21 protein-coding genes are annotated in these 23540 nt (G+C 37.7%); 3 read left to right on the forward strand and 18 right to left on the reverse strand.

Features of this window, described 5'->3' with window-relative positions; translation table 11 throughout:
• Positions 1-33: 33 nt before the first annotated feature.
• The 3 genes from AADJ06_RS18270 to AADJ06_RS18280 are packed head-to-tail and all read right to left on the reverse strand — an operon-like array spanning position 34 to position 3667.
• Positions 34-2583, reverse strand: coding sequence for a glycosyl hydrolase (locus AADJ06_RS18270; RefSeq protein WP_341227931.1), 2550 nt, complete (start codon positions 2581-2583; stop codon positions 34-36).
• 44 nt (positions 2584-2627) lie between these two features.
• Positions 2628-3326, reverse strand: a complete 699-nt coding sequence (locus AADJ06_RS18275) for a DNA alkylation repair protein (protein ID WP_341227932.1) — start codon at positions 3324-3326, stop codon at positions 2628-2630.
• The gene (locus AADJ06_RS18280) at positions 3323-3667 is read right to left on the reverse strand and encodes a n-acetylglutamate synthase (protein WP_341227933.1); all 345 of its coding nucleotides are present in this window, start codon (positions 3665-3667) and stop codon (positions 3323-3325) included. The genes AADJ06_RS18275 and AADJ06_RS18280 overlap by 4 nt, the downstream gene beginning before the upstream one ends.
• 133 nt (positions 3668-3800) lie before the next feature.
• Here AADJ06_RS18280 and AADJ06_RS18285 point away from each other — a divergent pair, with 133 nt between their 5' ends.
• Entirely contained in the window at positions 3801-4610 is an 810-nt protein-coding gene (locus AADJ06_RS18285) for a mechanosensitive ion channel domain-containing protein (protein WP_341227934.1), read from the forward strand.
• A 137-nt stretch (positions 4611-4747) separates the two neighbouring features.
• Positions 4748-5551, forward strand: coding sequence for a mechanosensitive ion channel domain-containing protein (locus tag AADJ06_RS18290; RefSeq protein WP_341227935.1), 804 nt, complete (start codon positions 4748-4750; stop codon positions 5549-5551).
• Between the two features lie 59 nt (positions 5552-5610).
• Here the strand turns inward: AADJ06_RS18290 and AADJ06_RS18295 are convergent, their stop codons facing one another.
• The 7 genes from AADJ06_RS18295 to AADJ06_RS18325 all read right to left on the reverse strand — a co-directional run bounded on the left by AADJ06_RS18295 (position 5611) and on the right by AADJ06_RS18325 (position 11747).
• Entirely contained in the window at positions 5611-6384 is a 774-nt protein-coding gene (locus tag AADJ06_RS18295; RefSeq protein ID WP_341227936.1) for a hypothetical protein, read from the reverse strand.
• 52 nt (positions 6385-6436) lie between these two features.
• Positions 6437-6652 (reverse strand): hypothetical protein, encoded by a 216-nt coding sequence (locus tag AADJ06_RS18300; RefSeq protein WP_341227937.1) that lies wholly within the window; start codon positions 6650-6652, stop codon positions 6437-6439.
• Positions 6653-6699: 47 nt separating this feature from the next.
• Positions 6700-7998, reverse strand: a complete 1299-nt coding sequence (locus AADJ06_RS18305; protein ID WP_341227938.1) for an acetylxylan esterase — start codon at positions 7996-7998, stop codon at positions 6700-6702.
• 16 nt (positions 7999-8014) lie between these two features.
• Positions 8015-8830, reverse strand: a complete 816-nt coding sequence (locus tag AADJ06_RS18310; protein ID WP_341227939.1) for a hypothetical protein — start codon at positions 8828-8830, stop codon at positions 8015-8017.
• Between the two features lie 82 nt (positions 8831-8912).
• Positions 8913-9389: a GyrI-like domain-containing protein gene (locus tag AADJ06_RS18315; RefSeq protein ID WP_341227940.1), complete on the reverse strand. Its 477-nt coding sequence runs from the start codon at positions 9387-9389 to the stop codon at positions 8913-8915.
• A gap of 298 nt (positions 9390-9687) precedes the next feature.
• On the reverse strand, positions 9688-10143 hold the full coding sequence (locus tag AADJ06_RS18320; protein WP_341227941.1) for a GNAT family N-acetyltransferase: 456 nt from the start codon (positions 10141-10143) through the stop codon (positions 9688-9690).
• 2 nt (positions 10144-10145) lie between these two features.
• Positions 10146-11747 (reverse strand): MFS transporter, encoded by a 1602-nt coding sequence (locus AADJ06_RS18325; protein ID WP_341227942.1) that lies wholly within the window; start codon positions 11745-11747, stop codon positions 10146-10148.
• Between the two features lie 357 nt (positions 11748-12104).
• On the opposite strand from AADJ06_RS18325, the gene AADJ06_RS18330 reads away from it, so the two are divergent.
• The gene (locus AADJ06_RS18330; RefSeq protein ID WP_341227943.1) at positions 12105-12989 is read left to right on the forward strand and encodes an AraC family transcriptional regulator; all 885 of its coding nucleotides are present in this window, start codon (positions 12105-12107) and stop codon (positions 12987-12989) included.
• Positions 12990-13061: 72 nt separating this feature from the next.
• On the opposite strand, the gene AADJ06_RS18335 is transcribed toward AADJ06_RS18330, so the two are convergent.
• The 8 genes from AADJ06_RS18335 to AADJ06_RS18370 all read right to left on the reverse strand — a co-directional run bounded on the left by AADJ06_RS18335 (position 13062) and on the right by AADJ06_RS18370 (position 23518).
• The gene (locus AADJ06_RS18335; RefSeq protein ID WP_341227944.1) at positions 13062-14183 is read right to left on the reverse strand and encodes an ABC transporter permease; all 1122 of its coding nucleotides are present in this window, start codon (positions 14181-14183) and stop codon (positions 13062-13064) included.
• A 349-nt stretch (positions 14184-14532) separates the two neighbouring features.
• Positions 14533-15639 carry an ABC transporter permease gene (locus AADJ06_RS18340; RefSeq protein ID WP_341227945.1) on the reverse strand — a complete coding sequence of 369 codons (1107 nt, stop codon included), beginning with the start codon at positions 15637-15639 and terminating at the stop codon, positions 14533-14535.
• A complete protein-coding gene (locus tag AADJ06_RS18345) occupies positions 15639-16379 on the reverse strand; it encodes an ABC transporter ATP-binding protein (protein WP_341227946.1) in 741 nt (246 codons plus the stop codon). Before AADJ06_RS18345 ends, AADJ06_RS18340 begins: the two co-directional genes overlap by 1 nt.
• Positions 16372-17292 carry an ABC transporter ATP-binding protein gene (locus AADJ06_RS18350; RefSeq protein WP_341227947.1) on the reverse strand — a complete coding sequence of 307 codons (921 nt, stop codon included), beginning with the start codon at positions 17290-17292 and terminating at the stop codon, positions 16372-16374. The genes AADJ06_RS18345 and AADJ06_RS18350 overlap by 8 nt, the downstream gene beginning before the upstream one ends.
• Positions 17292-18290 carry an HlyD family efflux transporter periplasmic adaptor subunit gene (locus AADJ06_RS18355; protein WP_341227948.1) on the reverse strand — a complete coding sequence of 333 codons (999 nt, stop codon included), beginning with the start codon at positions 18288-18290 and terminating at the stop codon, positions 17292-17294. Before AADJ06_RS18355 ends, AADJ06_RS18350 begins: the two co-directional genes overlap by 1 nt.
• A 1-nt stretch (position 18291) precedes the next feature.
• Positions 18292-19551 (reverse strand): TolC family protein, encoded by a 1260-nt coding sequence (locus tag AADJ06_RS18360; protein ID WP_341227949.1) that lies wholly within the window; start codon positions 19549-19551, stop codon positions 18292-18294.
• Positions 19552-19553: 2 nt separating this feature from the next.
• Positions 19554-20162, reverse strand: a complete 609-nt coding sequence (locus AADJ06_RS18365; protein ID WP_341227950.1) for a TetR/AcrR family transcriptional regulator — start codon at positions 20160-20162, stop codon at positions 19554-19556.
• Between the two features lie 149 nt (positions 20163-20311).
• Positions 20312-23518 (reverse strand): VCBS repeat-containing protein, encoded by a 3207-nt coding sequence (locus AADJ06_RS18370; RefSeq protein ID WP_341227951.1) that lies wholly within the window; start codon positions 23516-23518, stop codon positions 20312-20314.
• Between the last annotated feature and the right edge of the window lie 22 nt (positions 23519-23540).

Raw genomic sequence — 23540 nt, forward strand, 5'->3', positions numbered from 1 at the left:
TGCTGTGATATTTTATTTAAAATTGTTTCAAAATCATTCAAATGTAAGTTTTACGGGACCTAACAACCCGGAAGAAACTGGTGCCCATTTTGAAGCATCAAAAGGTGTATACGTAATGTCCACAAAGTTAATATCATAGAACTTCTTCCATGCTACACCTTCTTTATCTAAAAGTCTCATTCTATTGGCAGAGGTATTCCTTACTACTATTTCAAGGTGATTCTCTGCTTTTAAAACTCCTCTAGGAACATTGATTTTAAACGGCAAACTCCATGCCGTACCTAAATCAACACCGTTCAATAATACTTTAGCCGTTTCACGGACATCGCCCAAGGATAAAACAGCTGTATTCATCGGGATATTTGACAAACTAAAATCTATAGAGTATTTGGCGTAGCCATCAAAATACTGAGCCTTGCTGTCTGGTGCATTTGTCCATGAGCTTAATTCCGACGTTACATAAGAAGCTGGCTTTTCCGTATTTCCTCTCAAAAACTCGACCCGCCACTCTCCTTTGATTTCAAATGTTTCATTCGTTTTATGCCAAACCCATGCCTCTTTTGAATCGCCACCGGCTACAATGAAAACACTTTGTCCTGGTTCTAAATAAAATGGGATTAAAGTTTTTTCTTCATTATGGTCAATTGCCTTTAAAACTCCTGAATCTTCGGTCAATGGTGAAAATACTCTGAAACGCTCCGACTTAGTATTCAACCATACATTTTGGTCAACAGTATTGGCAGACAAATTACTTACAAAGTATTCTATTTGACCTCTATTATTTATTTTTCTCACAAAGTCCAAACCTAATTGACCGAGTTCTTCCCCACCAACATTAAACGCATTCAAGGTAGTCAAAGGTGCTTTTGAAACTTGCTCTCCCATTGCTGAAAGCGTTGTCTTTAATTCTGTATCTCTTTTTTCAAAATTTTGGTAACCGAAAGACTTAGAAGGTAACATTTCTTCAAAAACCACAGGCACTTTGGCCTCATGGAAAAACTTCAGCCTACTAGCCGTTTCTTTCTTCAAGTGAACAGACTTTGGAACCATAACAGCCTTATACTTCGCTAAACCATTCTTTATTTGTACGTAAGACTGATTCTCAGCCACCACATCTAAATCATACAGCTGGCTGTCTGAAATAAAGTCATAGGAAATACCGGCAGCCTTTAAGTCATCTAAAAGTTTTAATAAGGCCTTAGAAAATATTCCGCCATTGGTAATATTATGAACATCAACCATGTGCATCCTAGATTTATTCCCTATCGAATGCCATAGGTCAGAAAAAGGCAAAAGCACCAATACATCATTATCTGGGGTGCTTTGCTGTAATCTCGTTTGACAAACCTCTATATATCTGTTTAAAAGTGGTAGCTCTTTAAAGAAATGCGAGTTTTGATTAAAATTAGTACTGGCATAAAAAAGCCATCCAGGAAACTCAGCACTTGGTGGCGAATAAGGCACACCATGGTAAAAAACATGATTTACGCCTGCCACAAAAGACTCATCAATAAGCGGTTTTATTTGCGAAAGTGCTCCTTTAAAATGATTGGCGTTCCATGTGGCTGTTTCTGACGAGACCAACGGTTTCCCTAAAATATGTGCTGGCGAAGAAGCCATTTTCATAACATATTCTGTAGGCGTTCCAAAACGGCTAGGGTCATAATCTTCGTCTTGTCTATACCCCGGAATGTCGTATTGTTTACTCCCGAAAAACTCCGTTTCAGGCACATCAGAAAGACCGTATAAATCTAAAATATTTGCCGGTGAACCATGAGCTTCATTTCTGGCAAACTTGCCAAAACTGTGGGCAAAGTCGGTATAACTTTTAGTAAAGGTGCTTAGTAATAAGTCATGCAGTGTTTGATTATAGTCTGCCCATATTCTTTGTTCTTTTTCTGTTCTGGCGGAATCTAAAACCAAAACATCATAATATTCTGCAATATCATAGCCACGCAGTTCTTTAAATTTAGCCAGAAAGTCTGTAGTCCAGTTTGCTCCATAAACCTCATAAGAGTCATTATAAAAAGCTCTAACCCCATAGTTTTTCTTTTTAAAGGCATTGCCAAACAAAGAGAAATACGTTTCGGCTGCTTCGGTACTAAAATGGTCAAGCACTAAACCCTCCCCACCAGGAGCTGCTCGTTTTACTTTTTGACCCGTATTGCTCACCGTCAATATGTACTTCCCATTAACCTTTTCAAGGCTAAATTTCTTTGCAGCTTCTTTTTCAGTCAATTCCGAACCACCAAAAGGCCAACCCGTTCCTAAACTCATATCTATCTGCATGCCTTTCTTTTTGGCCTCTTTGACTGTAAAGTCTAAAATTTCTAACCATCTGTCAGACATGTAAGGGATAAACTTATCCTCCTCTCCTTTTACGCCATAAATAGGAATAATGTGCATGCCGCCGAAACCAGCATCTGCATAAGTTTTCAAGTTTGCGGCAAGGTCCGCCTCATTAACAGCTGAGCCTGGCCACCACCAATAGGCCCAAGGTTTTGCCGTATTCTTGGTTGCTTCTTGAGCAAACAGGGTACTAATGGAAATTAAAAGAAGAAAAGACAGTAATATTTTACGCATAGGGTGATCAATAAATTGATGCCAAATTAATCAGATATGCTGACTTATGTTCTATAAATGGCTCTGGGATAGTCCAAAATGTTAACACCTTCTTTCTCCAATTCTCTCAGGGCATCTTTCGCTATCCATTTAGCAGCTTTGTTTTCTTTTTTCAGAAGTTCTTTTGACAAGTTTATGGCTGCTTTATTCAAATCTATATTCCTTTTGCCAATACTGCGTAAAGCCCAGTTCACTGCTTTTTTTACATAGAGTCGTTCATCATCAGATTCACGCTCAATAATTGGCAAGAAAGAAAGGAAAAGCTCATTCTCTGATTTTTTATCTGCCATGCAGTAAGATGGGAGGGTGGCAAAGGCAGCCCTTTTTTCAAACTCCTGCTCTCTAGTAGACCATTCCCTAATCTTCTTAACCGCAAACGGTGATTTTGAAAATAAACCCATGCTAAACGAATCACATATTTCCCAATTTTCAAAAGTAACTAGCCATTTTTCCATGAGTGCTTCTGTAACATCTGCCGGCTTGAAGATTTTACTACATAAAAGCCTTCCTTCAAAAATGTCAGAATCAAAAAGTTGTAAGGCCAAATCATTATCTGACCCTATCTTCTTAGCCAAAATCTTTAAATCGGCATGATAAATGCCCAAGGCGTCACTGGTAATTATGCCAAACTTCTCCTTTTTGAATTGTACCTTTTCAGGATTTGCCAGCTGGTGGAGTTCGTCAATAACCTCTTGATACCTCATGCCTTTATTTCTTCAAGGGTAGACTCTCCTTCAGAAAAATCACCTGAAGTCCACTTCCATTTTTCGTGTAACCTTACACGGCCATCGGATAAGATTTCAGGAGTAGAAAGACAATTCCCCGTCATTAATTCACCTTTTGAATTAACTTGATGATAGGCCATCTCTAGGCTTCCATCTGGTTTTACTTTTGCTAAAAGGTGTCCTTCTATAATTTGATCTCCTTTATAATCACAACTCAGTATGTTCCCTCTTTGCTGGTATAGGAAAATAGTATTCCCATCTGTTTCGCCATTCTCCGAATTCGACATTACTCTAAACTTCCTATTATTATAATCAATCATACAATTCTCTTATTCTAGCCTTGAAACGCAGTTTTTCGTCAATTCTTCGACACTTTTTCGATACAAAAATGGTTAGTTCCCGTAAGTAAAGCACCAAACAATATTTTAAAGTAAAAATAAAAAAACAGGATTTATGCAGAAGTATATAGACCAAGTTACGAGTATGGCGGTTGAATTTTTACCAAAAGTTCTTTTAACCATCGTTACACTTATCGTTGGTTTTTGGATTATCAAAAAAATCACCGCAGCGTTTAAAAGAACCTTAGATAAAAGAGAGATTGATGAAACGGTAAAACCTTTTTTGGTTTCGCTGGTGAGTATAGGATTGAAAGTGCTGCTGTGCTTTAGTGCTGCAGGTATTTTCGGTGTAGAAACAGCGTCTTTTGTAGCTGTTTTAGGAGCCTTGGCATTTGCTGTAGGAATGGCTCTTCAAGGGAGTTTAGGACATTTTGCCAGTGGTGTATTGCTTTTAGTATTCAAGCCATATCAAGTAGGTGACGTGGTAGAAATTAGTGGCAAAATAGGTACTGTAGAGGGTATCCATATTTTTAATACCATTCTTATTACACATGACAACAAGAAAGTAGTGATACCCAATGGTGTAGTCACTAGCGGTGTTATTATCAACATAACAGGTCAAGAAGAACAGAAACTAGTAATGACTTTTGGAATTGGTTATGGTGATGACATTGACAAAGCAAGAAGTGTAATCAAACAGGTAATAGACAGCTGCCCAAATATCATGAGAGAGAAGTCTATTGATATTTTCGTGTCAGAACTAGCCGACAGTTCTGTTAACTTTTCGGTTAGAGTTTGGGCTAAAAACGAACATTACTGGGGCATTAATTTCTACATGCAAGAGCATATTAAAAAGGCATTTGATAAGGAAGGGATTGAGATTCCGTTTCCACAGAGGTCTGTGCATATTGAGCAGTCTGCTTAGGCACAAAAAACATCTTAATATTAAAGGGAAGAATCAAGCTTGGTTCTTCCCTTTTTTTGTGAAAAAGAATGACTTTTCAGAAAAATGTAGTCTAAAGAATAATTAACGCAATTAATCATATAAACCTCAAAACTGAAATGCAAAAATACATAGACCAAATAACCAGCATGGCCATAGAGTATGCACCTAAGATACTTCTAGCCCTTCTCACGCTTATTGTAGGATTCTGGATAATCAAGAAAATTTCCAATCTGTTATCCAATACTCTTGACAAAAGAAAGGTAGACGAGACCGTTAAGCCATTCTTTTTATCACTGGTATCGGTAGGTCTTAAAGTTCTTTTGCTTTTTACAGTAGCAGGAATGTTTGGCGTAGAAACCGCTTCATTCATTGCTATTTTTGGTGCCATGGCTTTTGCCATTGGAATGGCACTTCAAGGTAGCTTAGGGCATTTTGCCAGTGGCGTAATGCTACTTACATTTAAACCATACGTAGTGGGCGATTTAGTAGAATTAGGTGGGAAAGTAGGTGTGGTAGAAGCCATTCAGATCTTCAACACCATTTTATTAACACCCGACAATAAAAAAGTTATTATCCCTAACGGCGTGGTAACTAGTGATGTTATTCTGAACATTTCAGGGCAAGGAGAAATTAGAGTAGATATGACTTTTGGAATAGGATACTCTGACGATATAGATCATGCAAAAAAAGTAATTCAGCTAGTGGCAGATTCTTGTCCGCAAGTATTGACAACTAAACCTGTAGATATTTTTGTGTCAGAATTAGGAGATAGTTCTGTCAATTTCGCGGTTCGTCCATGGGCAAAGAGTGAGCATTACTGGGATGTGTATTTCTACATGCATGAGCAGCTTAAGAAAGGATTTGATGACGCTAAAATAGAGATTCCGTTTCCTCAAAGAACGGTGCATTTACAGAAGTGATTTTAACATTAGTTATTCAGATAAAAAGCGAGCCAGTTTGGTTCGCTTTTTTCTCAATGTTAAGAATTCAGAATAGTCGATATTAAAAGGCAGGGTACATCATAGTCATCTAACTCCATTATAAAAGGTGACTCTCTTCCATCCTTAAATAAATAAATCCCGTCCTTTGTGAGTTCGAAAGAGTGTATCTTAGTATAAGGCATTGAAAAACTTTTTTTAGTTCCTTGAAAGCCAACTCTTTGGTTAGTTAACCAAAATAACCCGTTGTCAATTACCTTTAATTCTTCTCTTGTATTTGATGATACCTTATACGAACCTATTCGATAACGAACACCCTTCGCTATTTTAACAGAGCTTGATAGACCTCGGTATGATGCACCACTATTGACTTTTTTAAATTGCTTCAATTTCATTTCACACCCCCAATGGTAAAACTCATCTTTTTTTAGAATCAAGTTTAAGGTAGGAATGTTTGTTTTTGGCAATTCTCCATTTTCAATTAATCCTAGAGTATAGCACTTATTAAACTCCTTTTGATTAAAACCAAAGTCGCTTCTAGCAAAACCAAAATAGCTCATTAAGTCCTCTAAGTGAGCCTTTTCGATTTCGGTTATTATACCATCCGAAGTAATTGCTTTAAAAACATTTGTAATTTCCTTTTTATGAATTACTCGTAAATCACTATCCAAAATGTTATAGAACCTAGCTAAATCCTCTAATTCGCTTTTTTGATTCTCTGAAAGTGCCGTATCATTTAAAAAAACATGTAATAAATCTTGATACTCCTTGTATCCCTCTGGTTTTGACAAAATATTTTTTAAAAATTTAAACATGATATATAGTTTTGGGATTTATTTACTCTACAGCCTTTGGTAAATTATTACCTTAAATTCCGTACTTCTTTTTCAACTCCAAATGGCTTTCTCTAAAAGAGACATACTTCGTTTCGTCTTCCTCTAATCGTTCATCTAAAAGTGCCTTTAACTCCGGCGAGAATTCACCCTCATCTTCCAATACTCTTGAGTTGTATTTAAACTTTTCTATAAGCGAATTGAAAAAATCTAATTCGCCTTCTGGAACCTCAACTAATAATTGTGTCATTTTCAAAACATTTTAGCCTAGACAAATTTAACATTTTTTGGTTGAATTCACTTCCCCAATTTCCTCATCATCCAAGCTCGTTGTTTCTGCTGCTGCTCAGGGAAAACCCAGTGAGAAGACTCCACGGCTAAAAATGTTTCCTTTGGACTTGTGATGCTATTATAGGCTGCATAAACCGAGGTGGGCGGGCAAGTGGTATCATTATAACCAAAAGAGAATAAAACAGGTACTGTAACCTGTCTAGCGAAATTCACTGCGTCATAATAGCCAATAGTCTCCATAACATCTTGGTGGCTTGCTCTAGACCATTTAGTGGTATCTGACAAATAGTGTGGCCAACCCCCCGCTCTACCTTCTAAATAGCCTGTCAAATCGCACATAGCTGGGTGAACTGGTGAAGCTGCCGTAACTCTTTTGTCTAAACCTGCGGTAACTAGGGTAAGTGTACCGCCTTGGCTGCTTCCCATTACGCCTAAGTTTTTACCATCCCACTGCGGAAGCGATGTGATGAAATCATTGGCTCTCACCACGCCCATATACACGCGTTTGTAGAAATAAGTGTCTTTGTCGTTCAGGTTATTATTCCAATAGTGGTTATTCCAACCAGCCAATAAATCATCATAATTTTGCTGCGGCATAATCACTGAAATACCATGGATCCCTATTTCAAAACTGATAACGCCGTCTTCCGCAAACTGAACATCACCATAATAAGGTCTAATGCCAGCACCCGGTACTTTTAACACTGCAGGGTATTTTCCTTCAGCTTTGGGTACACAAAGAATTCCGTAAAGTCTTGCTCCATGTTTCCAGTTTTGTAAGCTTACATGATACACGTTTACTTTTTCCGTACAGCGTTCTGGTAAGAGTGTCATTTTGGTGTCTAATGGGAGTTTGGCGTTTTCTGCCAAGGCTTCATTCCAAAAGATATTAAAGTTGACAGGCTTCTTAACAGTTGGTTGAATTTTTTCTGGCTCAAAACCCACCGTAGCCCAACCTGTATAGGTTTTACCATCAACCTCCGTACTTACATGGCATCTTAAAAAACCTGGGTTTTTCATGGTGCCGCCCATGATTTTAGTAGCTCCATAGGTCAAAGTAACCTCGTTTTCTAAAGTAGCTGGCATCTTTTCTGGGCCAATGCTATACTTTATGGTAACGTTTTCTAAGGGTACATTTCTTCTAAGTACGGTCACCGTAAACTCGGCTTCTTCTCCCATTTCATAAAGCCAGTCTGCGTTATTTGGCGAAACTATCACCTCCACCCATTGATGGTCTGGTGGCGGTTGAGCGATAAGGCTTTGCCAAGCAAAAAGGGTTAGAAGTAGTAGGCTTAGGTTTTTCATATTTTATGATTTTGTTCTATAAATCATCAAGTTCTATTGATTCAAACTTTAAATCTAATTTTGAAAATTCAGGATAAGTTCGTTTTGCAGGACGTGATAAATTAATAGGCTTTCTAGAATATGCGGTTTTGTTACCAGAAGCGTCCATTACGACAAATTCGGCCTCATATCGAACTTCTTCCTCGAACAAGAAAGCCCCAGAGCACATATTTTTACCCAACACCATTTTATCATTTATTAAAGAAACATAGAATTCGGTTTCCTTTCCAGTCATTCTGTTCCTCACTAATGCTCTTACTACCACCTCAGAATCATCTTTAACTTTAAAATCGAAGATGACCTTGACTTCTTTCCCGCACCCCCAATAAGTAAGAACCTCTTCTGAAACTTGAGGTTTTCTTTTAATTCTCGGTTTCTTTAAATCTAACTCTTCCCCAACAATAAATTCTATTGATTCAAATTTCTTTGTTTCAAAATTAAACCTTCTAAGTATTTCGGGATTCTTAAGATTATCTATTTCCAGGCTATACACTAAACCTGGAATAAGTTCCACTTCTGGTTTCAAAACAGCCTGCGTTAGTTGAAAATCACCTATAAGCGTTTCTAACACTACTAGATCAACTTTACTATTGCCACTTTTTAAATATATTTTATGCTCTTTATTTAGGGATAAAATAGCCTTTTGGCTCCTTGCAAAACCTTCTACTATAAATACAGGATTCTTATTTAATTTTCTGTCGTTTGGAAATACCCAAATCCCACTATCTCCACAATAAGCAAAAACACTACTGCTAGTTAAGAATAAAAATAAAATCAGTTTAGATAAACGCATAAACCAAATTACTAAAAATATTGCAACTCTAAATCAGCCTACATAAAGTTTGAAAGCTCCTTTTTGAAGCCATACAAAACTCTCACTTTATAGGTACCCAAATCTCTTCTTCTGCTTCTGGGTTATTTCGGGCATTTTCTTCTAAGATTTCAAAGTCGGGGCGGTTGTCAATTTGATACCCTGAGCTTGGAAGCCATTTGCTTAAAATTGTTTTTATTTTCTCTATGAAAGCTGGAACACCTTTTCCGCTATGAAGAAAAACTGCATACTTACCTGCTGGTAAAACGAAGGTTTCCATGCCATCAGGTACTACATCAAAGCTGTTAACTTCTACCAAAGCCCATTTTGTAAATGTCCTATCTACGGTTCTATCATACATAGTATAGGCAGGGTTGGTGCCTTGTAAAGAGAAATAACCTGGATGAATTCTGTTTTGAACTTCATTTCTTCTTGGCATAAAGCCACCCCATAATTGACCTGTGGTGTTATTTGAGTATGTCATTTCTAGACTCATGCCTATAAATTTCCTTTCGGCTGAGTCTATGATTTTTGGGTTCACGTTTTTTTCAATATTAAATTAATGTAATTCATCTAAACATCATAATCGCGTTAAAAGTAGACTTTCTTTCAAAATTAATGCTGTTCATTTCTTTGCCACTGCTTTTTGTTCGGCAGGCTTTCCAGCCGGGATTTCATTTTTTTATTGTAAAAAAACGAAACAAAAAAAGCAACACCCTGAAAACTCGCACACTCAAAATCCTAATATCAGCTATATATTATTATAATAATTTAAAGAGGATTTTGACTGTACTCAGACAGCACAGGGCGATATATCGAATTCAATTCATTTATACTCTTTAATCGGATGATAGTAGCTTCAAATCACAGTTTTGTTCGTTATCGTCAATTACTGCTCCTAGGCTTCTGTAAAACTCTTTGGCTTTGACATTCCAGTGAGACACCTGCCATTTTACTTTTTGACAGTTGTTTTCCTTTGCGAAGTCTATGACTTTATTGATAAGCCCTTTGCCTAAGCCTGTTCCTCTGAAATCAGGTTTGACGTATAAATCATCCATGTAAATGGATTTTCCGCTCCAAGTATAGTATACAAAGTTATAGGTAGCGTAGCCCACAATTTGACCGTTAGGTAAAACTGCCGCAAAGCCTTTAAAATAATCTTTCTCGGCCTTCATTGTGGTTAAATCATTGACCATCATTTGAGGGCGTTTCTCAAAAACAGAGAATTCTTTGAAAAGCTCAAGCAATTGCTCAAAATCATCTTCTCCAAATTCTCTGATATTAATTTCTTGCATATTTAGTGTCCGCCTTTTGAAGCTCCCTTTTTAGCTACTTCAGCATCAAAGTCAATGCCTTGCTTTCTCAATGTTTTCTGAGCTACTAAACCAAAAACAAATAAGAAAATAAAACATGCCGCTGCCAAAGTATAAGAAAATTGAATGCCTATCATATCTGCTAATTTCCCCTGAATTACCGGTAAAATAGCTCCCCCTAAAATCATCATGATAAGCAATGCTGAACCTTGATTGGTAAATTTACCAAGACCGGCCGTACCCAATGAGAAAATACTTGGCCACAGGATAGAGCAGAAAAGACCACCAGAAATAAGACAGAAAAGAGCCACATCTCCAGTACTAAAAATACCTATACAAGTCATAATAGCTCCTAGTGCTGTAAATATTAGTAGGATTAGTACTGGCTTTTCTTTTGCCGCTATAAATGCTAAAATCATGATTATCACACAACCCACGTACGGGTAAAGGTCTGATACGTCGCCGCTATAAAGCGAGTTGGCACCTAATACAATACCAAAGGCCGAAAACGGAACTACCCAAGTCAAAATTTTCTTCCACATAGCAGAAGGGTTAAAAGCCGGCATAGCGGCTGTCCAACGGCCAATCATCATACTACCCCAAAAAAGCGATACATATTTAGAAATTTCTGAAGAATCTAAGTCTTGTGTCTCTTTTAAATATTCTCCTAAATTGGAACCTACTGTCACCTCCACACCTACGTAAACAAAGATGGCGGCCATACCTAAAAGAGCTTGTGGATAATCAAAAACGGAGGATTCTTTTCCTGATAATGGACCTGAAGTAAATCCTCTGTATAAGGCATAAACTAAGAAAAGTACCATAATACCAAAACTCACCATAATGGCGTCTTCAATACTTAAAAAGATAGATGTAACTGCAAAAATACCTATCAATATCAATGGACCAAAAGTTAAGTTATTATCAACTTGAACTTCTTCCTCATTATTTATTCTTGGAAGTTTAGACACCAAAAAGAAAATAGCAACAATTACGAAAAGGGCTCCTAATATCAAATAAGGAATCTTTACATCTTGAATTGACGCATTTAAAGCGGCGTCTTTAGAAATAGAACCAAAAATGGCGTAGCTAACTAAGGCTGGACCAATGGTACCACCAAAATTATTTACGGCACCGCCCATATTAATACGCTGTGCACCTGTTTCGGCAGGCCCTAAAGCTATCATAAATGGCTGCGTAGCCGTTTGTTGAAGACTAAAACCTAGACCTACTATAAACAAACCTCCCAAAAGCAACTCATAAGATTCTGCTACTGCCGCTGGATAAAATAAAAGTGTTCCCAAGGCTGACATTCCAAGACCTATGACTATTCCGTTTTTGTAGCCAATTTTATTAAGAATGTCGGTCTTCATTAACTTAGAAAATATTAGATATAGCCATGAGCCCACGAAATAGGCTGCGTAAAAAGCAAAATCTACTAACTGTGCTTCTGTTTGTGATAGGACAAATTTCTCTTTAAACAATGGAATAAGAATGCCATTAGAAGCTGCCACAAAACTCCAAAAGAACCATACGGTCATGAGCGTATAGAGAGCAGACATGTTGTTAGTTTTCTTTTCAGACATGAGATTGGTTTAGGGATAGTAAATAATTGGTTGATATTTTTTTAGGAAGAAACTCATCAAAACTCTTACACAGATAAACCCTTCCGAACGTCAAAAATAGAAATAACCACGAACCACATACCAAAAAGATACTTTTTTTTAAGCCAGACAGAATAATAGAAAGAGACCGAAAACCAATAATTTAAACTATACTAATAATACAATTTTATCTACCTAAAACTGACAAACATTCATTAGTTCCTATCATTAAAGTACAGAAAACAAGCTTAATCGTTTTAGTATAATAGTAAAATACTGTTTGAAATGTAATACAAAATCAACTATTTTTGAAACAAATACTTTTACCCTATATATTAAATGGCTCAAGTTTACCGAGAAATAACTCCATTGACCGAGTATGACTGTTTTTACGTTATCACTAGGACCAAAACAAATTTTGACTTTCCTCTTCACTTTCATGAAGAATTTGAACTTAACTTTTTGTTAAATGCACAAGGTGTAAAACGAATAGTGGGCGACCATCAAGAGGTTATTAATGATGTGGAGCTAGTTTTAGTTGGTCCCAATTTACCGCACGGGTGGGTAAATCACGATTATAACTTTGAAAAAACAGGGAAACATATTGATGAAATAACCATCCAATTTCATATGGATTTGTTCGGAGAAAACTTCTTAAAAAAGAATCAATCCTATCTGATAACCAAACTATTTGAAAAATCGGCAAGAGGGATAACTTTCTCGCCAGAACTGGCTCTAAAACTAAGACCAAAACTTCAATCTCTAACAGAGAAAACGGGATTTGAAAGTACAATTGAGCTCATGAGTATCCTGCACGAGCTTTCTATATCAGAAGATATCCGTCTGTTATCTGACGATACTTTCATGGGTAATAAAACAAGTTTTAACAGCCGAAGAATAGAAGCGGTTTTTGAGCATATGAGAACCCACTATGCTAAAGAAGTAACACTATCTACCGTAGCCAAAATTGCAGGAATGACGGACGTTTCTTTTAGTAGGTTTATTAGAAAAAGAACTGGAAAAACCTTTATAGACAGCCTGAATGAAATCAGGCTAGGACATGCTTCTCGTAGGTTAATTGACACCACAGAAACCATTTCTGAAATAGCATATAAGTGTGGTTTTAATAATCTTTCTTATTTCAATAGACTTTTCAAGTCAAAGAAAAACTGTACACCTAAACAATTCCGTGAAGATTTTGCAGGGACTAGGAAATTTGTTTGACCAATTTAGACTTTGGGGAGGATTCTATTTTTTAATCCTACGTTCCTTAAGTATCAATTATTATCCATTCGCTTAAGAAGTTCTTTTACTGTAATTTCTTACCGCTAAGAAATTGAAAAATATAGCAAAACCCACCATGGCAAAGAAGTCCGGTAGGAGTTCTGAAAAACTGCTTCCTTTTATAAATACGGCTCTAATTACTCTAATAAAGTAAGCTGGCGGGTTAATTTTAGTTAGCCACTGTGCCCAGTCTGGCATACTTTCTATAGGTGTGTAAAGCCCTCCCAAAAGAATGAAAACCATCATAATAAAAAAGGCAAAAAGGGTAGCCTGTTGCTGCGTGTCTACAAAAGTGCTTACCAGTAGACCTATCCCTAAAACACCCAAAAGGTATACCGCCGCATAAGCATAAACGGTTAAGTAGGAACCCACAGGAATAATTCCAAATATTACCCAAGCCAACAACATGCCCAGCGTGATAGAAACCATACCAAGCACCCAAAACGGAATAAGTTTACCAAGAATAAACTCGTGCTTCTTTAAGGGCGTAACATTAAGCTGCTCTATGGTACCCACCTCTTTTTCCGCTACAATGTTTAATGCGGCTATAAAACTCCCCACCATGGTTACCAAAATAACCAAGATGCCAGGCACCATAAATAGGTAATAGTTAATGTGTGGGTTGTACCAATTTGATGAAGTAATCTCTATCTGCGGCAATGGCATCATCCTCGGAAACTGCACCCATTCTTCTCTAATTTCCTGATTAAAATTGTTTATGATTTGACCCGCATAAGCTACTCCCAAACCTGCTCTAACTCCATTCACGGCATCTGCCGCCAGATGAAGCGTATTTTTATTCTCTTTAATTAAATCTCTTTCGAAATTAGGCGGAATAGTTAAAATTATATCCGTGTTACCATTTCCTACGGTTTCTAAGGCTTTTGAATAGGAGTTATGGTATTCGGCTAGCTGAAAATAGCCCGAAGAAGTGAGTTTTTCTGTAAGCCTTTTAGAATACGGAGAATGGTCTTGGTCTACTACAGAAATATCGATTTGTTTCACCTCATAATCTGCCGCCAAAGGAATCATTATAAGCTGAATAATAGGCATCAAAAGAATTAAACGCAGAATAGCCGGGTCACGGAAAATCTGTTTAAACTCTTTCTCCAGAAGAAAAAATAGGTTGTTCACTTTTATTAATTTTTAAAATACCGATGTCCCTTTTTTATCCCGAACTCCGAAAAATAACCTCTGCGATCAACAATTGTAGATTTCGCCTCATATTTAAAACGACGAACTCTTTTTGTCGCTCGCTTTCCAGCGGGGACTTCATTTTTGCGAGGCGTCGCACCGTTTGAAAAAAAACGAACCAAAAAAAACTGCACCCTGTAAACTCACACAATCAAAATTCTAAATACTGGCAGCTTATAAATTAACTTTTTGAAGCTCGAATTTAGACCGTGCTCAAACAGTACAGGGAGTTATAAGGAATTCATATTTTTAGTTTATACCTGTTATAAACATTTCGTCAAAGACATTTTTACTCTAACCTCACTTTGAATTTCTTGATGGCTATGGCTAAGAAAAATATAGTCATACCTAAAAGAATGGCCGTTTGTTTCATTACAAAAGCAAAACCAAGACCCTTCACCATAATACTACTAATGATGTTATAGTACCATTTGGTAGGTACCACATTACTGATGACTTGTAGCGGTAGCGGCATGTTTTCAATAGGAAACATAAAACCACTAAACACCAAAGCTGGCATAAGAAAACCCACCAAAGAAATAAACATGGCCACCTGCTGCGTATCAACTATGGCAGATATTAAAAGCCCTAAAGACAATGCCGTAAAAATGAATAAAAGGCTCTCTGCCAAAAGCAGCGGAACAGACCCTACAATAGGCATGTCTAACACATAAACTGCCATCAAAAGAATGATAATCACATCTACAAAACACAGCACTAAATAAGGCACCGCCTTACTCAAGACCACTAAAAGCGGCTTCATGGGCGACACTAAGAGAATTTCCATAGTCCCTGTTTCTTTCTCTTTTACTATGGAAACCGAAGTCATCATAGCTCCCAAAAGCATCAAAATCAAGGTCATCACACCGGGAACAAAGCTATAGGCTCCTTTTAACTGTGGATTATAGAGCATCCGAGTTTCGGTATTGATTTGATAAGGCAGTTTGCTGTCACCCAAAAGCTCATTTTGATAGGCTCCAAATATTGCCGAGGCATAGTTTATCATAATATTTGAGGTATTTGGGTCCGAAGCATCACCTATTAACCTCACCTGAGCTTTGTTGCTATGTAATAAATCGGCCTGAAAATTTTCAGGAAAAACAATCACCAGCCTAACCTCCCCTCTTCTAAAACTTTCTTCTATTTCACTCTCACTCCTGAGTACCTTGTTTACACTAAAATACTTGCTTTGGTCAAATCTGTCTACCAATAAACTTGTAGTCTCATCTTTTGAAAAATCAAGAATACCAACTTTCGAATTTTTAACCTCTGAAGTCAAGGCAAAGCCAAAAAGCAACATCATCACAATAGGCAAGCCCATCAAAATAATCATGCTTCGCTTGTCACGCAGTACATGCCAAAACTCCTTTCTTACAAAAGCTAAAAAGATTTTCATTATTCTCCTCTTTTGGCTCCCCTAGCCAGTTTCAAAAACACCTCGTTCATATCCTTGGCCTCAAAAGCCTTTTTCATCTCATGCGGTGCATCTAAGGCTGCTATGGCTCCGTCTACCATGATGCTTACACGGTCGCAATATTCGGCTTCGTCCATATAATGTGTAGTCACAAAAACCGTAATCCCTCTGTTAGATGCCTCATAAATCATATCCCAAAACTGTCGTCTTGTTATAGGGTCTACACCTCCTGTAGGTTCATCTAAAAACACAATTTTAGGCTCATGCAAAATGGCAGTAGAAAAAGAGATTTTTTGCTTCCAGCCTAAAGGCAAAGAGCCTACTAATTTGTCTGCTTGCTCTTCTAAGCCAAGCCTATCAATTAACACATTTCCTTTTTCTTTCAACTCCTTCCTAGGGATGCCATAAATGCCACCAAAAAAAGTAATGTTTTCACGTACCGTCAGCGTCTCATATAAAGAGAACTTCTGACTCATGTAGCCTATGTTTTTCTTGATTTCCTCATTCTCCTTATACACGTCAAAACCTGCTACCCTACCTATACCCGAGGTAGGCTCCAAGAGACCACAAAGAATACGCATAGCCGTGGTTTTTCCTGCACCATTAGCTCCCAAAAAGCCAAATATCTCCCCTGCTTTTACATCAAAACTTATATTATCTACCGCCGTAAAGTCTCCAAACTTCCGCGTAAGCCCATCCGTATGAATTACCACATCACTCATTTTCTAGCATCAGTTTAATGAATGTATCTTCTATCCCTGGTTCCACTTCCGCTACAGAAACATCTGCATGACCACGATTTACCAAATAAGCTTTTAAATCCTCCTCATCTGGCAAATCAGATTTCAGCGTCACGTGGTTTTTCTCCCCAAAAGCAAAACAACTACTTGTACCTTCATAGGTCTTAATATCTTGCATGAGTTGATATCTTTTAGCCGCTTTCACACCAAAGGTTTTTATCTTATGACGCTCTATTATATTCTGAAGCGTATCCAATTCTAAAATTTGCCCGTTTTGCATAAGAGCTATTCTATCACATCTATTAGCTTCATCCATATAAGGCGTAGAAACCACAATGGTAATTCCTTTGGCCTTTAGCTTATCCAGCATGTCCCAAAATTCTGTTCTTGAAACAGGGTCAACACCCGTAGTCGGTTCATCTAAAAAAAGTACTTTAGGCTCGTGAATTAAAGCACAGCATAGTGCCAATTTTTGTTTCATTCCACCAGAAAGTGCTCCTGCTGCTCTCTGTTTGAATGGTTCTATCTGGTCATAAATATCTTTAATGAGATGATAGTTTTTTTCTAAAGTGGTGTCAAAAACTGTGGCAAAGAAGTTTAGGTTTTCTTCAATGCTCAAGTCTTGATAAAGCGAAAATTTGCCGGGCATATACCCCACTATTTTTCGAATATCCCACATGCCATCTAACACGTCAAAACCAGCAACCTCCGCTTTCCCAGAATCAGCAACTAACAGCGTAGCCAAGACCCTAAACAAGGTGGTTTTTCCAGCTCCATCAGGGCCTATTATACCAAAGAGCTCGCCCTCATTAACCGTCAGACTAATGTTATCAAGGGCTACAACTTTCCCTTCGTCATAGGTTTTGGTGATATTTTCAACTTTTACACTAGCCATTAAAGTTTCACTTCACCGTACATGCCTATTTTTAAGAAACCGTCGTTTTCCACTTTGATTTTGGAGGCGTAAACTAGGTTTGCACGTTCATCTTTAGTCTGAATGGTTTTCGGCGTAAACTCTGCTTTGTCAGAAATCCATTCTACCACTCCTTTCATTTCTTTGTAAGAGTCTTCGCCGTCATCTACCATAACGGTTACCTCCTGCCCTACTTTTACTTTTGAAAGCTGGCCATTTGTCAAATATGCTCTTAGTTTTAATGTTGACATATCTGCCAATTTATAAAGAGCTTTTCCTGGAGCTGTTACTTCATTTTGCTCTGCATATTTCACCAAAACAGTACCTGCTTGAGGGTTTTGAATTTGGCACTTGCCTATCATGTTTTCCACCTGAGCTATACGCTCTTGCATGGGTTTTTCTTCACTCATTACCGCACGGTTTCCTATCGCAATTTGCTGCTCCGCAGAAACTATCTGCTGCTCTGTCACATTAAGTTGACTTTCAGCTGCATCAATTTGCTTTTGAAGTACTTCTAAACTCCCGTCCAAATCATCTAACTGTTTGACCGGAACGGCCTCAGCTTCTACTAGCTTTTGTAAGCGTTTTTGCTCTTTCGCTAAAACCGCATACTGTTGACGCTGAGCGGCTAGTTGCTTGTTTTGCGTTACTAATTGCTGTTTTAAAATACCAACCTGCGGTCCAGAAGAATTCCTCTTGGCTCCAATAGCCTCATAACTAGCCTCTAATTGGGATTTTTGAAGGTTAAGGTTTTCGCAATCAATATTTCCAATAATTTGACCTGCGGTCAAAACGGTACCTTCTTCAATTCCAAAGTCCAAGATTTTACCTGAACTCTCTGAAGAAACTATAATTTCTGTGGCTTCAAATACACCAGAAGCGTCAAAGTCATTTTCACCTCCGCTACAGCTAGCCAATGTGCCCACCAAAAAGCTTAATTTTAATATATTTTGTCCCGTCATTTTATGCTTGTTTCTCATGTTATTGACCCAAAATGATTTTAATATTTCTGTAGGCTTGCATTATTTGAACCTCATGAAGAATCAAATTTTGCTTCGCCAAATCTTGTTTGTTAAGTTCTTCTAAATAATCTGTGGCAGTTATAACTCCGTTTTCTAACTGAGCACTAGCGACCCCTGTAATTTCTTCTCGGATGCTAATCAATTTCCTGTCACTTTCTATTAAGCTTTCCAGCCTTTCAATCTCCTTTCGGGCAGAAGCCAACTGTACATTAGATGCTATATCAAAGCTTTCCTTTTGCTTTTCAAGCCTCAAGCGGTTTACCTTTAATTGTTGAATATCATTCTGCTGACTTCCTGTATACAAATGACTTAAAGGTACTTTTAACTGCAAACCACCTATGAAATAAGGAGAGAAATCTCTAGCCAAAAAGTTAAGACCTGGCCTACCATAACCGCCTGTTCCAAAAAGGGCAATCTTCGGTTTGTTCTTTGATTTCATTAAACTCTCCGAGGCCAGTATAGACTGCTGCTGTGCCGAAAGTAAGTTTAGCTCTGGTCGGTCATTTTGATATGAGTCAAATTGATAATTAGCCGGAGATTCTAGCGTTGCAGTTTTATCAAGTTGAACTCCCGTTAAGAGGTAAATGCCCTCGATAGCGGCTTCCTTTTTCTTTTCAATCTCCAAGAGACTCTGTTCTAATTCAATTTTTTTTGCCTCTAAAGCCAGTAAGTTACTTTTGATAGCAACGCCATTATCTACGGAAGCCTTCACCCTTTTTAGGTTGGCGTTTACCTCGGCTAATATCAATTCTGCGTTCTCTTTCTGCCTATTGGCAAAAAGCACACCGAAGTATAAGGCGGTTACTTGCTCTTCTGATTTGTAAAGGTCCACATCCACTTTGGCGAGCTCTACTTTTTGATTAGCCAAGGCCATAGATTTTTGACTAGCGGTTACGCCACCATCATATATATTTTGTTGGATATCCAAAGTGACTTTGTATTGGTCTTGAGCTGGGAGCTCAATGTCAATTCCGGGAATGCTAATAGGTAATGAAGTCACTTCTGACTGCCATGATGCCTGCCCATTCAGAGAAGATTGCGGTAAATATGCACCTTTAAGGTTTTTGATTTGCAAAGCAGTAATCTCATCAATTAGGCCTTTCTGCTCTTGCTGAGGATTAAAACCACGAGCCTTTTCAATCAACTCTTCTAAACCCAAATTGGTTTGAGCATGAAGAGAACCAGCCATTAAAAATATTATTACAAGTGTTTTTCTCATATCTAATCCACTATTAAAATTTTCCTGAGATAAGCCTTAACCTCCACAATCCTCGCCAGCATAAATTCCTTGAAAAAATCATCATCCCCGCCAAAGTTATGAGTCAGAATAGGCTTGGAGAGATACGGAAAAATGCACATCCCAAGTACTGAAAGCAGCAACTGCATAGGGTCAACCTTTTGTACCCTACCTAATTCTAAATCATGAGCATAGCTTTCCATAAAATTCTTTGCTATGGTTTCTTTAAAAGGAAGTTTATCTATAAACTCCTCATTGCCTCTCTTATTTACTGTACTGATTATGAAAAAAGGGATGTATGGGTTTTCATTCATAAACAGAATGTACTTTTCTACAAAAGCATCTAGTTTTTCAATCATAGAGCTGTCAGACATGAAAATGTTTGAAACCTCCGGAAAGAAATACTTTGCTTTCTCAGTAAATACCTTGTCAAATAGAAGCTTTTTAGATCTAAAATAGTAATGCAACATGGCCTTATTAATACCTGCCGTGTCAGCAATCTCCTGCATTCGGGCACCGTCAATTCCATCTCTTATGAAGATGTCCTCTGCGGCTTTTAAAATTTTCGATTCTGTAGATGCTTCTTGTGTCAACTCTTTGGTCTATCTATTTAGTTTAACCATTTGGTTAATTATGACACAAATGAAAGCACAGAAATCTTATAAAACAAAAATAAAAATTGAAAAATTTTACAGAAACATCATAACATACTTACTAGTAGAATATTGTGAGGCCGTAAAAATTAATAAGAAAATGCTCGAAGTGAGCGTTGGTTCTGGCCAATGAGCAGTTTCCCATTCACTTCTGACATAGATCTAACCTCACCATTTAGATTTAATCCAACTTTAGAAGGAGCCAGATAAGTAAAACCACCCTGACCATTATTAAGAAAAACTTGACCATGATTTGCCGAGATATTGCCAATTCTTACACGTGTGTGCGTGTTATTTCCTGCAGCTATTAAGTCTTTTTTACCATCGCCATTTACATCTTTGGCAAGCATGGTATAAATCGGAGCCGCCTGAATTTGAACGGGTAAATCTACTTTGACAAATTTGCCATTATCATTTCTAAAATAAGACGTGGAAAGGTTAGTTGTTTTTAAAACCTCAGGCTTTACATCAGGGAAATTTTCTAAAAAGCTCTCTGTAGTTACTCCAGAGTAAATTTCATACGTGGTGTAAACCTTCCTTAAAGGTGCTATGTGATCTAAAATCTCATCTCTACTGTATGCAGGATAACTCACACCCTGGATATAGCACGAAATCACAGGGTCCATTCTTCCATTTCCATCAAAGTCAGCCAGATGAAGCTGCAAAGGCTCCGCTTCAGTGGCACAATACTGCGAGTTCAAGCCAAGATTTCCTGCGACCAAATCCATATCTCCATCACCATCAAAATCTTCCAAAAGTAAACGTTGCCATAGCCCTGTTCCGCTAGAAATGGCCTCGTTTGCCTCCTCAAAACTGCCACCAGTATTTTTAAGAATTTTAATGGCTGTCCACTCACCCGCTAATATCAAATCCATATTTCCGTCAACATTATAATCCGCGGCTTTTACGTCAGTAATCAGTCCTAAATTTTCAAATAGCTCTAAATCCAGTTTCTTAAAAACACCAGACTCGTTAATATACATTCTTGAGGGATTTGCTTTTGGATAATCTCCAGGCACTACAAATCCCGCAACAAAAACATCTTGGTCTCCATCATTATCAAAGTCAAAAACCTCCACGGCAGCATCTGAAAAGATATCAGCAGGAAAAGCAGAGTCTGTTTTAGTGAAATTTCCTTTGCCATCATTCAGGAAAAGTCTGTTTTGCAACATGAGGTCGTTTGGCAAATATTCATATCCACCACCTACTACATAAAGGTCTAAATCACCATCATTATCAGCATCAAAAAACTCAGCATCTACATCGGTGCATAGCTCCCATTTTTTAAATGTTGTTTCACTTACAGCCAGATATTTCCCATTGCCTAAGCCTTTCATTAATTGACCCGGAGAACCTTTCCCTCCTCCTAAATAAAAGTCTTCAATGCCGTCCTTATCAATATCTCCCTTTGCCAAACATGGACCCTGAAAAGAATACATCCAAGGCAAAAGAATTTGACGATTAAAGTCATTCAAATGCTTTTGGGAATGTGCTATGGCCTGAAAATCAATCTCTTTAAAAATTGGAAATTCTTCTTCTAATGCTTCCATATCCTGTGGTGCAAAAGGAATAATGAGGTAAGTATTGACAGCTGGATTACTCAATACCTGACCTTGCCCATTTGGATAAACTACTTCTATCCTATCTATAGAGGTGCTCGCACCTAAACCAAAAACCTGCGGACCATAATAGCTACTTTGAAATCCATGGTTTGGAGAAAACTCACTGTATTGCGAGCTGCCATTAGCATAAACCTTGATTTTTGTATTTAATATTTGACTAGAGCTTCCTTCTAAATCAATGCCTATATAACTGACTTTAACATTGGTCTTATTTTCAAAAATGTTTGCCGTTTCATTGAGGTTATTGGTAATAATCTCCAGGTCTCCATCATTATCCAAATCAGCATAAATGGCACCATTGGTAATTCGAGCATCTTCAAAACCCCAACTTTCTTGTACATTTTCAAAAGTCTGTCCTCCCTTATTTTTAAAGGCGTAATTGGCGGTTTTGGTAGACGGCATTTTGTTTATAATCTCTAAAACATTGTCATTGCCTTCGCTACGCTGTTCAGAATAGAATTTGACGAAATCATTATTGGTATAATCTCTCAGATAACCATTTGAAACAAACATGTCCTTAAAACCATCGTTGTCAAAATCGGCCAATAAAGGAGACCAGCTCCAATCCGTATTTGATATACCTGCCAGCTGACCCATTTCAGAAAACTTGCCATTGCCTTCATTGATGTGTAGCATATTTCGCATCACTTCCGGATGAAATCCATTTTGAAGCATGTTCAAATAGCCTTCATAATTATCTGGCCCAAAAAGTAACTTTTGACGCCTATTATCTTCAGGAAGCATATCTGCCGTAAAAATGTCTGGCAGGGCATCATTATTAATATCAGCCACATCATTCCCCATACTGAAATAGCTGGTATGATCTACCATCTCCGCTATTTTATCAGAAAACGTTCCGTCTTGATTATTGACATAGAGATAGTCTCCCTCCAAGTAATCATTAGAAATATAAATATCTGGCCAGCCATCTTCATTCAAATCAGAGACGTTTATTCCCAAACCAAAACCTATAGGATTGCCTTTAATACCCGCTTCTTTACTTACATCAATAAACTTCCCATCGTCATTTCTGAAAAGTTTATCTCCTGCATACTGGTCTCGCATAAAGTGAATAGCCTCCACATCAAAACGCTTAAAGTCTTTAACGTTATGATTCATCACATAGGCATCTAAATCGCCGTCCTTATCATAATCAAAGAAGGCAGTTTGGGTAGTGAAACCATCGCAATCTAAACCGTATTCTCCCGCCCTATCGGTAAACTTAAAGTTGCCCTCGTTTATATAGAATTTGTTCTTTCTTAGGTCTGGTCTTTCTTCATTTCCTGAAACAGATACATAGATATCTAAAAGTCCATCAGCGTTAATATCTACTACAGTTACTCCTGTTTTCCACTCATTATTCCAGGTCAAACCCGCAATTTCAGATTTATCTTCAAATTTTAATTCCCCTAGGTTCCTATACACCTTATCAGCCCCTTGATTAGCTGTAAAGTATAAATCAACCAAACCGTCATTATCAAAATCGGCGGCAGCTACTCCTCCTCCATTATAGAAATACTCATAAACCAAGACGTTTAAGTCGTCGGTTTCGACGATGCTATTTATAAAATTAACGCCCGAATCAGAAGCGTCTAAAGCAACAAACAACGTGTCATTTGACTTTTGACAAGACAGCACTAAGAGAGACAGACAAAAAACAATATATTTTTTCATTTGAGACAAGGCACATTCAGAT

The sequence above is a fragment of the uncultured Arcticibacterium sp. genome, from assembly GCF_964021845.1.
In the GTDB taxonomy this organism is placed as follows: Bacteria; Bacteroidota; Bacteroidia; order Cytophagales; family Spirosomataceae; genus Arcticibacterium.